The organism is Streptomyces sp. GL_140, from assembly GCF_057834465.1.
On record NZ_CM174404.1, the window covers coordinates 7,766,568 to 7,781,569 of the forward strand.

A 15,002-nucleotide genomic window follows, 5' to 3' on the forward strand; every position below is an offset into this window, starting at 1 on the left:
CCGTGAGGTGTATGTGTCCACGCTCATAGCTGAGCACGTGTTCAAGGTGTTCGGTCCAGGACCCGACAACGGCGCGGCCGTCGAGAAGACGGTCCGCGCCCTCGAAAGCGGCGCCACCGATCGCGAAGCACTGCGCGCCGAGGGAACGACCGCCGCGGTGATCGACGCCTCCTTCCGCGTCGAGCCCGGCCAGATCTTCGTCGTCATGGGTCTGTCGGGTTCCGGCAAGTCCACGTTGCTGCGCATGCTCAACGGACTGCTGGAGCCCTCCGCGGGACGCATCCTCTTCGACGGCGAAGACCTCACCGCGCTCTCCGCGGCCGAGCTGCGCCGGGTCCGGTCCACCAAGATCAGCATGGTCTTCCAGCACTTCGCGCTGTTCCCGCACCGCAGTGTCCTGGAGAACGCCGGCTACGGCCTCGAGGTCCAGGGTGTCCCCCGGGCCGAGCGCGAACGACGGGCGGCCGAAGCGCTGGCCCTGTGCGGGCTCGGCGGCTGGGAGAAGTCCTGGCCCGACGAGCTCTCCGGCGGCATGCAGCAGCGCGTGGGCCTGGCCCGCGCACTGGCCACCGACGCCGATCTGCTGCTGATGGACGAGTCGTTCAGCGCCCTCGACCCGCTGATCCGCCGCGACATGCAGGATCAGCTGCTCGAACTCCAGCAACGCCTCGGCAAAACCATCGTGTTCATCACCCACGACCTCAACGAGGCCATGCGGCTGGGCGATTCCATCGCCGTCATGCGTGACGGCCGCATCGTCCAGCAGGGCACGGCCGAGGACATCCTCGTCCGTCCCGCCGACGACTACGTCGCCTCCTTCATCCAGGACGTGGACCGCTCGCGCGTGCTGACCGCCGAGGCCGTCATGACGGACGCCGCCGAGGGACAGACGGACTGCGGCTGCCCGACCGTGGCCGCCGACACCCCGCTCGCCGACCTTTGCGCCGTCAGCGCCCGCGTCCCGCACCCCGTGGCCGTCACCGGCGCCGACGGCTCGGTCGTCGGCGAGGTCGAGCAGGGCCAGCTCGTCGCCCTCATCGGCGACGAGCGACGCTCCCCGCTGACGTGCGAAGAGGTGGCCGCCTGATGCCCCGCCTCCACCTGGGCGCCTGGGTCGACAGCGCAGTCGACTTCCTCCAGAGCCACCTGTCCTGGCTGTTCGACGCCATCAGCGCCGTCGTCACCGGGTTCTACGACGGCATCGAAGCCGTCCTGTCCGCGCCCTCCCCGCTGCTCCTGGCCGGCATCCTCGCCGTCGGGGCATGGTGGCTGCGCGGTCTGCTCGCCGCGCTGCTCGCCTTCGCGGGCTTCGCGCTCGTCGACTCCGTCGGCCTGTGGCCCGAGGCCATGTCCACGCTTGCGCTGGTCCTGGTCGCCACCCTGGTCACCCTGCTCTTCGCGATCCCGCTGGGCATCTGGGCCTCGCGCTCCGACCGGGTCAGCGCCGTCCTGAAGCCCGTTCTGGACTTCATGCAGACCATGCCGGCCATGGTCTACCTCATCCCCGGCATCATCTTCTTCGGGGTGGGCGTTGTGCCCGGCATCATCGCCACCATCATCTTCTCCCTGGCCCCCGGCGTGCGGATGACCGAGCTCGGCATCCGGCAGGTCGACTCCGAACTCGTCGAAGCCGCCGACGCGTTCGGCACCACCCCGCGCGACACCCTGGTGCGGGTGCAGATCCCGCTGGCCCTGCCCACCATCATGGCGGGCATCAACCAGGTCATCATGCTCGGCCTGTCCATGGTCGTCATCGCCGGCATGGTCGGCGGGGGCGGGCTCGGCGGCGCCGTCTACCGGGCCATCGGCAGCGTGGACATCGGCCTCGGCTTCGAGGCGGGCATCTCCATCGTCATCCTCGCCATGTACCTGGACCGGATGACCGGTGCGCTCGGCCGCCACGTCTCACCGCTCGGCCGCCGCGCCCTCGCCAAGGCGCGGTCCGCCGCCACCGGCACCGCCAAGGTGTGGAGCCACCGTCCGCAGCCCGTCTTCGCCGTCACCTCGGCGGTCGTGCTGTCCCTGGTCGCGGGGGGCCTCGGCGTCTTCGGGGACTCCGGGAAGTCCTCGCTCAGCGCCGCCGGCGGGTCGGGAGCCGAGAACATCGGCAAGGGCCGCACGGTCAGCATCGGCTACATCCCGTGGGACGAGGGCATCGCCTCCACGTTCCTGTGGAAGGAGCTCCTGGAGCGCCGCGGCTTCAAGGTCGAGGCCCGCCAGCTGGAGCTCGGAGCCCTCTTCACCGGGCTCGCGGGCGGCCAGATCGACTTCCAGACCGACTCCTGGCTGCCCGTGACGCAGGCCGAGTACTGGAAGAAGTACGGGAACAAGCTCGACGACCTGGGCTCCTGGTACGGACCCACCTCCATCGAGCTGGCCGTCCCGTCCTACATGAAGGACGTGAAGACCCTCGACGACCTCAAGGGCAAGGGCGGGGAGTTCAAGGGACGGATCATCGGCATCGAGCCCAGCGCGGGCGCGATGGGCATCCTCAAGGACAAGGTCCTTCCGGAGTACGGCCTCGACGGCGAGTACAAGGTCGTCGACGGATCGACTCCGGGCATGCTCGCCGAGCTCAAGCGCGCCTACGAGAAGAAGGAGCCCGTCGCGGTCGTGCTGTGGTCGCCGCACTGGGCGTACTCGACCTACGGCCTGACGAAGCTCGCCGACCCCAAGGGAGTCTGGGGCAAGGGCGACGGCATCCACAACATCGCCCGCAAGGGCTTCGCCGCCGACGAGCCCCAGATCGCCCAGTGGCTGCGCTCGTTCAAGCTGACCGAGGCCCAGCTGACCGGCCTGGAGGCCAAGATCCAGGAGGCCGGCAAGGGCCAGGAGCAGCAGGCCGTTCGCGCCTGGCTGACCGACCACCCCGAGGTGGCCGAGCTGGCGTGAGCGCGGGGGAGCCGGCGCGCGAAGGAGCTCCTACGGGCCTCACGGGCCCTACGAAGCTTCGCGCGCCGCTCCCCCGCACGGCCCGGGAGCCTCAGCCGGCGGCCACCCGCTCGGCCACCTGCTCGGGCTCCCGCTCCGGCACGGACCGCCCGGCGGCCGGCCGGGTCCGCACCGGCCACCACAGGGACCGGCCCAGCAGCGCGGCCAGGGCCGGTACCAGCACGATCGACAGCACGAACGCCGAGAGCATGATCCCGAGCCCGGTCGCGAAGCCGATCTGCCGCGTGGCCGAACCCTCCCCGGCGGCCAGGCTCCCGAAGGACACCGCCAGCACCAGGCCCGCCGTGGCGATGGCGGGAGCCGTGTGCCGGACCGCGCGGGCCACGGCCCCGCGGGCCGGACCGGGCCGCTCCATCTCCTCCCTGATCCGGTCCGTGATCAGGATGTTGTAGTCGGTGCCCAGCGCGACGACGAACAGGAACAGCACCAGCGGCAGCGAGAAGTCCACGCCCGGCCGGTCCAGCACGTGCTGGAACAGCAGCGTCGAAGCACCCAGCGTGGCGGCGAACCCCAGCCCGACCGCCACCATCAGCACCAGCGGAGCGAGGAGGCTGCGCAGCAGCACGAGCAGGATCAGCGCGATCAGCGCCGCCGCCACCGGGAAGACCACCTTCAGGTCCTTGTCCACGGCGACCGCCACATCCGCGAACACCGCCGCGGTGCCCCCGACATGAGCCCGGGTGCCGTCCGGCCGGTGCGCGGCAACCGCTTGGCGGATCGGGCCGGAGACCAGGTCGCGGGCGGCCTGGGTGTGAGGATCGGCGGTCGGGAACAGGTCGATCCGGGCCGCCCGGTGGTCCTCGCTCAGTACCGTCGGGGCCACCTGGCCCACGCCCGGGACCTTGCCGAGCGCCCGGGACAGTCCGTCGAGCCGCCCGGCGGTCAGGGCGCCCCCGTCCGTGGCCGTGACGAACACGCTGGTCGGGTCCGACACCCCGGCCGGCAGCGCCCGGGAGATCTCCGCGGCCGTGGCCGCCGCGGCAGTTCCCGTACCGCCGCCGCTCTGCCCGTAGTCCGTCCGCATCCCCAGTAGCCCCGCGGACAGGGCCCCGAGCAGGGCCACCGAGGCGAGCACCAGGGTCAGCGGCCGGCGGGCGATCCGGTCACCCATCCGCGCGGCCGACCCCTCGCGGGGGCTGCGGTCCAGGCCGCGCGAAGGCCAGAACATCTTGCGCCCGCTGACGGCGAGGACGGCCGGCATCAGGGTCAGGCTGCCGAACAGCATCACCAGGACGGACAGGGCGATCGCCGGGCCGAGCACCCGGAACTGGCCGAACGCGGCCACCCCGAGGGTGGAGAACGCGGCGACGATGGTCAGCGCCGCGGAGGTGATGGCCGTACCCACCCGGCCCGCGACCTCCGCCGCGGCGGCCCTGCCGGACTGCCCCGGATGCGTGCGCAGTTGCTCGCGGAAGCGGAACAGCAGGAAGAGAAAGTAGTCGATCCCGATGCCCACCAGCACCACGCTGATCAACTGCGGTGTGGACGGATCGAGTTCGATCCCGGTGAGCAGCGCTCCGGCGACCACCACCCCGGCCGCGGCTCCGCCGATCACGGTGACCGCGAGCAGCGGCAGCAGCGCGGCAAGGAAGCTGCGGAACACCAGCACGTGCAGCAGTACGATCACGGCGACCATGGCCAGGCCCACGATCATCGACCGGGTCTTCGAGCCGTCGACGGTGTCCACGCTGTCGGCCAGTCCGCCGGTGAACCCGGTCCGCATCCCGGACCGCTCGAACTCGGCCCGGGTCTGGTCCCGGAAGGCCCGGTAGAGGTCATGCATACCGGGGTCCGTGGGATTTCCGTCCAGCTTCACCGACAGCAGCCGGAAGGTCCGGTCGGGAGCCGTCAGGGCCGGGGCGACGGCGGGGACCTGGGAGCGGTCCCGGGTGAAGGGCATCGTGTCCTTCGTCCTGGGCATGACCACGCGCCGGCGGGCCAGCTCCGCGGCGTCGGCGTCGATCCGCCGCTCGTCCTCGGCGGTCAGCGGCAGCCCGTCGGCGCGGGCCACCAGCACGGTCAGCGGATTGGCGTCGGGTTCGACCCCGAAGTGCTCCTGGGCGACCTTCAGCGCGGCCGCCGAATCGTAGGAGGCGGGCAGGAACCCGCCCGTCCCGGCCTGGGTGGCACGGAAGACGAGGGCCTGGCCGAGGATGCTCAGGGCTATGCCCAGCACCGCCCATAGGGCGATGACCTTCCATGGACTCCGGGTGGCGAAGCCGGTCAGGGCGCGGATCAAGGGGGCCTCCGTAACGGGGGTGGCACCGGGGGTTCCCGGCTGCTCCCAAGCCCATCACCGGCCGCGCGCCACGACGTCGGGACAGGGGAGGACCCGGCACCCGGGCCCGGAGCCCGGACCGGCCCCCGACCAGGACTCCGGTCCTGGTCGGGACTCCGACCCGGGGCCCGCGGCCGGGAGCGCGTCCGATGGGAGACTTGATCCCGTACGGAGCCCCACGGAGCCCCGTACCCCGTACGGAGCCCCGTACGAAGCTCTGACACGAGGGAGGACCGGCCACGATGGCTGCAGTCGGACGAGGAGACGGCCCGGCCGTCGCGCGGGGCCCGGCCCCTACCGGAGCCTTCGGCCGGATCCGCGCCTTCGACTGGGCGGGAGCCTTCGCCTGGACCCGCAACGACGCCCTGGTGGCCATCGGGGCCGCAGCCGTGGACCTGTTCGGCTACTCGCTCGGGACCACCGACAACGGCCGGCCCGTGGAAGTCTCCGCCGTCGCCCTCGTGATCCTCGTCTCGTTCTGCCTGCTCGTCCGGCGGCGCCACCCCGTGGCCGTGCTCACCGCCGTCGTGGTCCTCGACGGCGCCGTGAACCTGACCACCCCACTGGGCCCGCACTTCACCGGCGGACTCGCCATCGCCCTCTACTCCGTGGGCAGGTTCCGGACCCCCGGGGTCACCGCGCTGGCTGCCCTGGGGACCGTACCGCTCGCGCTCGTCGGGCGGAGCGGGGACTGGGCCCAGACCGGGTGGGGGCTGCTCAGCAACACGGTCGCGGCCGTCCTCGCCGGGGGAGCCGGCATCGCCATGAACCGCTGGCAGCAGGAGGTCGACGCCAACCGCACGCTGCTCGCCGAACGGGCCGTGGTCGAGGAACGCCGCCGCATCGCCCGGGAGCTGCACGACATCGTGGCCCACCACGTCACGGCCATGCAGCTGATGGCGGGCGGAGCACGGGCCAACCTCGTGCACGACCCCGAGGCGGCCCGCGAGGCCCTGGTCACCCTGGAGGGCTCCGGACGCATGGCGCTGCGCGAGATGCGGCAGCTGCTCGACGTGCTGCGGGCCGTGGAGGAGCCCGAACCGGAGCGGGGGCCGGCCGCTCCGCAGCCCGGGACCGCGGACCTGGACCGGATCGTCGCCGAGGCCCGGCTGGCCGGGACGGAGACCGCGTTCACCGTCGCCGGGCCGGTCCGCCCGCTGCCGCCCGCGCTCGGACTGACGGTCTTCCGGATCGTGCAGGAGGCCCTGACCAACACCCGCAAGCACGCCGGCCGGGCACGGGCCGACGTACGGCTCATCTACGGTGCGCACGAGGTGACGGTGGAGGTCACCGACGACGGGACCGGCTCCGGCGGCGACGGCGGCGGGGGCCGGCCGGAGCCTTCGCGGTCGGCGCCGCGCTCCGGGTACGGTCTGATCGGTATGCGTGAACGGGCCGCCCTGCAGGGCGGCACCCTGGAGGCCGCCGCCCTGCGCGGGGGCGGCTTCCGGGTCGCGGCGCGCCTTCCGGTGCCCTCGGACTCGGTTGTCGGCGTGCCCGGGGGAGAGAAAGAGGTGCAACACGGATGATCCGCGTGCTCATCGCCGACGACCAGCCGCTCGTACGACGGGGCCTGGCTCTGATCCTGGGACCCGACCCGGAGTTCGAGGTCGTCGGGGAGGCCGGTGACGGCGCCGAGGCGGTGGCCCTGGCGGGCCGGCTTCACCCCGACGTGGTGGTCATGGACATCCGGATGCCGGTCCTCGACGGGGTCGAGGCCACCGCGGAACTCTCCCGGCTGGTGCCGCAGTGCCGGGTCCTGGCCCTGAGCACCTTCGACATGGACGAGTACGTGGTCGCGGCCCTGCGCGCCGGGGCTTACGGGTTCCTCCCGAAGGACGTCTCCCCGGAGGAGCTGATCGCCGCGATCCGAACTGTCCACACCGGCGAGGCCGCCGTCGCGCCGCGCCTGCTGACGCGGCTGATCTCCACCTTCGTACGGGGCCCCGCGCGGCCGGTCGGCCAGCCGCCGGCGGGCGCCGCCGTCCCCGCCGAACTGACCCCCCGGGAGCGGGAGATCTGGCACCTGCTGGCCACCGGCCGCGACAACGCCGAGATCGCCGCAGACCTGGACATCAGCGTCTCCACGGTCAAGAACCACATCACCGGCATCTTCGCCAAGCTGGGCGTACGGGACAGGGCGCAGGCGGTCATCTCGGCCTACGAATCGGGCCTGGTGGCGGTGGAGAACGGGTCCGGCTGAGCGTCAAGTCGCCGCGAGGAAAGGGGAAAAGGCCCGCCGGATTCCGGGCGCACATCCCTGACCAGCCAAAATGCCGGAAATTTCACCCGTGCGGACAGGGGCCTGTCCATGGCACAGTGCGAGGCAGCCCAACCGCACGACCAGGGAGCCTCCATGCGTGATCCGCACTCCACGCCGCTCGCGGCCGCCCCCGAGTGCCGTCCGGAGCACAGCCCGCTGCCGTGCTGTCCGGTGTGCGAAAGCGCCCCCGAGAGGATTTCCTGGCGTCAGCGTCCCGGGCAGCCGGTGGTCCTGGCGTTCGACCCCTGCGGCCACCGGCACACGTCACCGGCGGCGCCGATCCTGGCAGTGGGGCCGGCCGGCGGGGCGGCGGCGTCCCACCGGGACCTCGGACGGGTACGCGCGTGACGCAGGACGATTGACAGCCGGTCGGGGAGGGAGGAACTTATATCGGAAGCCCGATATAAGTTCCCGGAGGGCCGGAGGCCCGGTGACACCCGACCGCACGCCGCAGGCGTCACGCACGCCGCAGGCGTCACGCACGCCTCAGGCGGACCGCAAGCACGAGACCCGCTCGCGCCTCATCGACGCGGCCGCCGAGCTCTTCGCCCGCAAGGGGTTCCACGCCGTCTCCGCCGAAGCCGTCGCCGAGGCGGCCGGCCGCACCACGGGCGCGCTCTACAGCCACTTCGGTGGCAAGGAGGGCCTGCTCCTCGCACTTCTGGAGGTCTGGAAGGAGCGCACCGCCGACGAACTGGCCGCCGAGATCGCGGCGGGCGGCGCCGGTGACCCGGCCGTGCACTTCTCCGCGATGTGGGGGAGCCTCACCCGCCCGCACCCCGAGCGCGGCAATTCCTGGCTCCTGCTGGAGACGGAGCTGTGGCTGCACGCCGCCCGGGGCCCCCTCATCGGCGGCCCGCTCGCGCAGCGCTACGCCGAGGTCCGCGCCCGGCTCGGCGAAGGGCTCGCCGACTGGGCCGAGGCCACCGGCACCCCGCTCACCAGGCCGCCCCAGGAGACCGGAGCCCTGGTCCTCGGCATCCTCCTCGGACTGGCCATGCAGCACCGGCTCGATCCGAAGGGCATCCCCGACACCCTCGTCGTCGACGCCCTCGGCGCCCTGCTCGGCCTCGGCTGACACGGCCGTCTCCGAAGACCCGAACAGCTTCCGCGCACGCTCCCGCTCGGTCCGCAGGCTCCGTAGGCCTCGCACAGCCCGCACAGCCCGCACAGCCCGCACAGCCCGCACAGCCCGCACAGCCCGCACGCCCCGTACGTCCCGGAACGCTCCCACCTGCTCGGACGAAGGGAACCACCCGTGCCACCCACCGGCGAAATAGACCTCCTGGAAGACACCTGGGCCCGCGAGGTCCCGCACGCGCAGTTCACCCGGCTGCGCCGCGAGGACCCGGTCCACTGGCACGAAGTGCCCGGCCGCCACGACGGCTTCTACGCCGTCACCCGCCACGCCGACGTCAAGGCCGTCAGCCGCGACCCCGAGCTCTGGTCCACCGAACTCGGCTCGTTCATGATCCGCGACCAGAGCCCCGAGTCCCTGGAGACCCTGCGCCTGGTGCTGCTCGGCATGGACGCCCCGCGCCACTCCCGGTACCGCTCCCTGGTCAGCGCGGGCTTCACGCCGCGGGTGGTACGAAGGCTCGCGGCCCGGATCCAGGAGCGCGCGGTGTCGCTGGTGGAGCGGGCGGTCACCCCGGGCCGGGACATGGACTTCGTCGCCGAGGTCGCCGCCTGGCTGCCGATCCAGACGATCTGCGAGATGGTCGGCGTGCCGGAGGGGGACGAGCGGCTGATCTTCGAGTGGAGCAACCGGATGGCCGGCGGCCAGGATCCGGAGCTCTCGGCGGGCAAGCACGACAGCGACCTCGCGGCCGCCGAGATCTACGCCTACTGCGACGCACTGGCCGCCGAACGCCGGGCCCATCCCCGTGAGGACATCCTCTCGACCCTGGTCCACGCCGAGGTGGACGGGGACCGGCTCACGCAGGACGAGATCAACATGTTCTTCGTGCTGCTGTGCGTCGCGGGCAACGAGACCACCCGCAACCTGCTCTCCGCGACCCTGCTCGCCCTGGTGGACCACCCGGTGGCCCGCGCCGAACTGGCCGCTGCCCCGCAGGACGAGCTCCTGTGGACCTCGGCCACGGAGGAGTTCCTGCGCTGGGGCGGCTCGATCCACAACTTCCGGCGCACCGCGACCCGCGACACCTCGCTGCGCGGGCAGCCGATCGCCGCCGGACAGAAGGTGGTCACCTACTACACCTCCGCCAACCGGGACGAAGAGGTCTTCGGCGACCCCTTCGCCTTCGACATCCGCCGCACCCCGAACGACCACCTCACCTTCGGCGGCGGCGGCCCCCACTTCTGCCTCGGCGCGGGCCTCGCCCGCACCCAGATCAAGGCTCTGATCCGGGAACTGCTCCGCCGTCACCCCGACTTCGGCCTGGCGGGGGAGGTGCGCCGGCTGCGTTCGGACTTCATCAACGGGGTCAAGTACCTGCCGGTGCGCTTTGAGTAGCGCCCGTCCCCTTGGAAGGGCCTGACCTGGCAGTAGTGTCGGTCGGATGTGGATACGCGAGAAGATCTGGAACGAAGCGGGCCCGGCGGAGCGGCGGCTCGCGGGCCTGGCGGTGAATCCGGCCGCTCCGGCGAGCCTCCTGCTCCGGCTGCTCGCCGACGGCCCGCCCGCTGCCCGGATGGCGCTGTGCGGTGACCGGGACCTGCCCGAGTCCGTCGTGGACGCCCTGCTCGCGCACCCCGACCGGCGGGCGCGTGCGGTCTTCGCCTCCAGCCCGCACGCTGATCCCGCACAGCGGGCCCGGCTGGTGGACGACCCCGAGTTCATCGTCAAGGCGCATCTGGCCGACGGACCGGCATCCCGCTGGGTCAGGCGACCTCGACCGCTGTCCGATCCGACGGTTGTCCACATGATCAACACGTACGACGGGGAGCTGCTGGGGAGCCTCTACGGTCAGATATCCGACGGGCTGCGCCGCGCCATGCCCACCCACCCGGACGCGAAGGTACGCCTCTGGGGGGTGGGTTCGTGGAGCTCCCTGTCGGCGGAGGTGCGGGCCGCACTGCTCGCCGACCCGGACCCGGACGTACGCGCGTCCGCCGAGCTGCGTCTCCGGTACGAGGACCCGCAGTGGAACGAGCGCGAGCTTCCGGACCGGTCCTGCCACGCGCGCACCCACCTGCTGTTGCACAGGCCGCTGACCCGCGCCGTCGTCGACTCCGTGCTCACCGCCCCGGTCGGCAAGGACGACCGGGCGATGATCGCGTGCAACCCGAGCCTGCCGCCCGATGTCGTGGTCCTGCTCGCCGCCGACCCGGACCCCAAGGTCCGCGAGGACATCGCCCGACGCGACGACCTCGCTCCCGCCGAGCGCCGGGCACTCGCCGTCGACCCCGACCCGGAGGTCCGCCTCACCCTGTCCAGGCACCCCGCGCTGACCGAGTCCGAGCGGGCCGGGATCGACTACGAGGTGCCGGAGGGCGGGAGCTTCGGGCCGTGCTACCAGCTGTCGCCGCCGCGCGACCCGGCCGCCGTCCGGAGCGACGCGCTCTCCGCCCACCCCGAGCTGCGCCGCCGCGCGGCCGGGGACGGGCTCCTGCCGCCCGACCTCCTCGACCTGCTCGCCGCCGACCCGGACCTCGGCGTACGGATCACCCTCGCGCAGAACCACCCCGACGCCTCCGCGGAGTTCCTGCTGCGCAGCTTCCTGGAGTACACCGGCGACCACCGCGCCGACCTGCTCACCCGCCCGCACTTCCCGACCGTGGGCCTGGCCGTTTACGCCGACCACGAGGACCCGGCCGTACGGGCGCTCGCGGCCCGGGATCCCGAGCTGGACCCGGCCCTCGCCGACCGCCTCACGCGCGACCTCGACGAGGAGGTCCGCGCCGCCTCGGCCCGGCATCCGAAGCTGCCCGCGGCACGGATCGTAGAGCTGCTGGAGGACGGGGATCTCGCCCGTCATGCCGCGGCCAATCCAGCCCTGGACCCTCTCCTGATGGAGGAGTTGGTCAATGCCTACATCGATGAGGCTCGCTGACTAATGCTCAAAGATGCTCGCTGATAAGCCACTTCGAGCATCTTCCTTCATCTCGGGCGTCCGGAGCGCTATGTTGCCCCGTGCATGCCAAAAGGTGTGTCCGCGATCCGGACCGCACGAGGAGCCGCCCCATGAGACTCATCAGCATCCGCAGGAGCCCACGGAGGCGGCGCGCACCGGCTGCCGCACTGCTCGCCGCCGCCCTCGCCGTGGCCGGACTGGCCGCCGCCGGACCGATCGCCGCCCCGGCCTCGGCGGCCGTCACGGCGCCGGCACCGGCCACGGCGGGCAACGTCACCGGCTTCACGCAGTCCGGGAACACCTTCACCGCCACCACCTCCAGTGGCGCCAAGGCCCGCGTGGTCGTCGCCCGCGCCGACATCTTCCGGCTCTGGCTCTCACCCGACGGCGCCTTCACCAACGACCCCGCCGGTACCGACCTCGCCCCCACCACCGACTTCGGTTCCGTGAGCACGAGTTGGACCGACGCGGGCACCTACTACCGGATCACCACCGGTTCCCTGTCGATCCGGGTCAACAAGAGCCCGCTGCAGTTCTCCGTCTACCGGGCCGACAACACCACCCTGGTCTGGCAGGAATCGCAGCCCACCTCCTGGACCGGCTCCCAGACCACGCAGTACCTCGCGCGCGGCGCCGACGAGCAGTTCTACGGAACCGGCCTGCGGCTCGGCGAATGGGCGCTGCGCGGCAAGACCGTACCGGTCGCCGTCGACAACAAGTGGCGCGAGAACAACAACGCCAGTCCGGCGCCGTTCTACATGTCGACCAACGGCTACGGCGTGATGCGCAACACCTGGGCCCCGGGCTCGTACGGGTTCAACGCCCCCACCACCCTCACCCACGACGAGAAGCGCTTCGACGCCTGGTACTTCACCGGTGATTCCCTCAAGACCGTCCTCGACGCCTACACGGACGTCAGCGGCAAGCCCTTCATGGCCCCCGAGTGGGGCTTCGAGCTCGGCAACGCGGACTGTTTCAACGCCTCCAACCCGACCTACCAGGGCGACCACAACCGCCTCCGCCACCAGACCACCCCGGACGTGGTCGGCTACGCCACCGACGCCCGCGCCGCCGACATGCCCTCCGGCTGGTTCCTGCCCAACGACGGCTACGGCTGCGGCTACACAGCGCCCCTCAAGTCCACGGTCGACGCCCTGAAGGCGAAGGGGTTCCAGACCGGCCTGTGGACCTCCACCGGTCTCGGATCCATCAACGACGAGGTGGGGGTGGCCGGTTCGCGGGGCGTCAAGACCGACGTCGCCTGGATCGGCGGCGGGTACAAGACGGCGTTCACGGGGGTCCAGCAGGCCGTCGACGGCATCGAGAAGAACTCCGACGCCCGTCGCTACGTCTGGACCGTCGACGGCTGGGCCGGCACCCAGCGCAACGCCGTCGTCTGGACCGGTGACACCAACGGCACCTGGGACGACATGCGCTGGCACGTCCCCGCGATCGCCGGGGCCGGCCTCTCCGGCCTCAATTACGCCTCCGGGGACGTGGACGGAATCTTCGCCGGCAGCCCCAAGACGTACGCCCGCGACCTGCAGTGGAAGGCCTTCACCCCGGCGTTCATGACCATGTCCGGCTGGGGTGCGACCGGCCCGAGCGCGGGCTACCAGGACAAGCAGCCCTGGCGGTTCGCGGAACCGTACCTCTCCATCAACCGCAAGTACCTCCAGCTGAAGATGCGGCTGATGCCGTACCTGTACACGATGAGCCGTACCGCCAACGAGACCGGCGTCCCGAGCACCCGCGCCATGGTCCTCGAATACCCCGAAGACCCGGTGGCACGAGGGAACCTGACCAGTGGTCAGTTCATGGCGGGCGACTCCTTCCTCGTCGCGCCCGTGGTGTCCGACACCTCGGTCCGGGACGGCATCTACCTCCCCGCCGGTACGTGGACGGACTACTGGACGGGCAGGACCTACGCCGGACCGGGCTGGCTCAACGGCTACCAGGCCCCCCTCGACACCCTGCCCCTCTTCGTCAAGGGCGGCGCGATCGTCCCGATGTGGCCGCAGATGAACTACACGGGGGAGAAGCCCGTCTCCACCCTCACTTACGACATCCACCCGCGCGGGAACTCCTCCTTCAGCATCTACGAGGACGACGGCGCGACCCGCGCCTACCAGTCGGGCGCGTTCGCCCGCCAGCAGGTCGACGTCACGGCACCCGCCACCGGATCCGGTGCGGTCACCGTCAACGTGGGCGCACCGACCGGTAGTTACACCGGCAAGCCCGCCTCCCGCGGCTACGAGTTCACCCTCCACGTGGCCACCGCCCCCGGCGCGGTCACCGTCGACGGCACCGCGCTCACCCGGCTCACCACGAAGGCCGCCTACGACGCCGCGGCCACCGGCTGGTTCTTCGACGCCGCGGACCGCGGCGGCATCCTGTGGACCAAGACGGGTACGAAGTCGGGCGCGTTCAGCGTCTCGGCCACCGGCACGTCCGTCCCGGCGGCCGACCCCATCCCGGTCACCTCCAGCCCCGTCCCGCAGTCGGCCTGGACCCTGGTCTCCGCCGACAGCCAGGAGACCGCCGCCGAGAACGGAGCCGCCCGCAACGCCTTCGACGGCAACTCCGCGACCATCTGGCACACCGCCTGGTCCGGAGGGACCGCGGCCCCGCTGCCGCACGAGATCCAGATCGACCTCGGCGCCCGCTACACCGTGGACGGCCTCGGCTACCTGCCCCGCCAGGACGGCGGGGTCAACGGCCGGATCGGCGGCTACGAGGTGTACCTCTCGGACACCACCACCGACTGGGGCTCCCCGGTGGCCACCGGCACCTTCGCAGACACCTCGGCCCTCAAGTCCGTGTCCCTGTCGGCGAAGACGGGCCGCTACCTCCGGCTGAAGTCCCTGACCGAGGCGGGCGGCCGCGGTCCGTGGACCAGCGCCGCCGAGATCACCCTCACCGGCCGCTCCACCCCGCTCCCGGCCGAGGCCACCCTGGTCAACGGAGCCTCGGCGACCTGCCTCGACCTTCCCGGCAGCGCCACCACCCCGGGCACCCAACCCACCCTCTACAGCTGCCACGGAGGCCCCAACCAGCGCTGGACCCTGCAGAGCGACGGCCGCCTGACCGGCCTGAACGGAGTCTGCCTGGACGCCACCACCGCCACGGCCGTCGCCGTCCAGACCTGCAATGGCAGCTCCGGCCAGACCTGGCAGACCGGCCCGGACGGCAGCCTGCGCAACGCCGGCCAATGCCTCACCCCGGCCGGCTCCGCCACCGCCAACGGCACCAGGATCACCCGCGTCGCCTGCGCCACCACCGCCGCCCAACGCTGGACCTTCACCCCCTGACCCGACCCCGACGGCGAGCCGCTCCCGAGCCCGGCCCGGCACTCCCGCCGGGCCGGGCTCGGCCGTTGCGCTGCGTTCCGGTGATCATCCTCCGCCCCCGGGCGATACGTTGGAGGCCGCGACGACGCGACGACGAGCCGCCGAAGCCGCGACCTCGGACC

9 protein-coding genes are annotated in these 15,002 nt (G+C 72.1%); 8 read left to right on the top strand and 1 reads right to left on the bottom strand.

The window, feature by feature from the left end:
• Positions 1 to 13 precede the first annotated feature (13 nt).
• On the top strand, positions 14 to 1,087 hold the full coding sequence (locus tag AC3IYJ_RS36080) for a quaternary amine ABC transporter ATP-binding protein (RefSeq protein ID WP_489398724.1): 1,074 nt from the start codon (positions 14 to 16) through the stop codon (positions 1,085 to 1,087).
• Positions 1,087 to 2,892 carry an ABC transporter permease/substrate binding protein gene (locus AC3IYJ_RS36085; protein WP_489398725.1) on the top strand — a complete coding sequence of 602 codons (1,806 nt, stop codon included), beginning with the start codon at positions 1,087 to 1,089 and terminating at the stop codon, positions 2,890 to 2,892. Before AC3IYJ_RS36080 ends, AC3IYJ_RS36085 begins: the two co-directional genes overlap by 1 nt.
• Positions 2,893 to 2,983: 91 nt before the next feature.
• Here the strand turns inward: AC3IYJ_RS36085 and AC3IYJ_RS36090 are convergent, their stop codons facing one another.
• On the bottom strand, positions 2,984 to 5,191 hold the full coding sequence (locus tag AC3IYJ_RS36090; RefSeq protein ID WP_489398726.1) for an MMPL family transporter: 2,208 nt from the start codon (positions 5,189 to 5,191) through the stop codon (positions 2,984 to 2,986).
• A gap of 281 nt (positions 5,192 to 5,472) precedes the next feature.
• Between AC3IYJ_RS36090 and AC3IYJ_RS36095 the strand changes: the two genes are divergently transcribed.
• The 6 genes from AC3IYJ_RS36095 (at position 5,473) to AC3IYJ_RS36120 (ending at position 14,841) form a co-directional block, all read left to right on the top strand.
• On the top strand, positions 5,473 to 6,759 hold the full coding sequence (locus AC3IYJ_RS36095) for a sensor histidine kinase (protein WP_489398727.1): 1,287 nt from the start codon (positions 5,473 to 5,475) through the stop codon (positions 6,757 to 6,759).
• Positions 6,756 to 7,433: a response regulator gene (locus AC3IYJ_RS36100; protein ID WP_489398728.1), complete on the top strand. Its 678-nt coding sequence runs from the start codon at positions 6,756 to 6,758 to the stop codon at positions 7,431 to 7,433. Before AC3IYJ_RS36095 ends, AC3IYJ_RS36100 begins: the two co-directional genes overlap by 4 nt.
• A gap of 490 nt (positions 7,434 to 7,923) precedes the next feature.
• Positions 7,924 to 8,571 (top strand): TetR/AcrR family transcriptional regulator, encoded by a 648-nt coding sequence (locus tag AC3IYJ_RS36105; protein WP_489398729.1) that lies wholly within the window; start codon positions 7,924 to 7,926, stop codon positions 8,569 to 8,571.
• A 180-nt stretch (positions 8,572 to 8,751) separates the two neighbouring features.
• Positions 8,752 to 9,969, top strand: a complete 1,218-nt coding sequence (locus tag AC3IYJ_RS36110; protein ID WP_489398730.1) for a cytochrome P450 — start codon at positions 8,752 to 8,754, stop codon at positions 9,967 to 9,969.
• Positions 9,970 to 10,015: 46 nt separating this feature from the next.
• Entirely contained in the window at positions 10,016 to 11,509 is a 1,494-nt protein-coding gene (locus AC3IYJ_RS36115) for a hypothetical protein (RefSeq protein WP_489398731.1), read from the top strand.
• A 131-nt stretch (positions 11,510 to 11,640) separates the two neighbouring features.
• Positions 11,641 to 14,841, top strand: a complete 3,201-nt coding sequence (locus AC3IYJ_RS36120; RefSeq protein WP_489398732.1) for a TIM-barrel domain-containing protein — start codon at positions 11,641 to 11,643, stop codon at positions 14,839 to 14,841.
• Positions 14,842 to 15,002 lie beyond the last annotated feature (161 nt).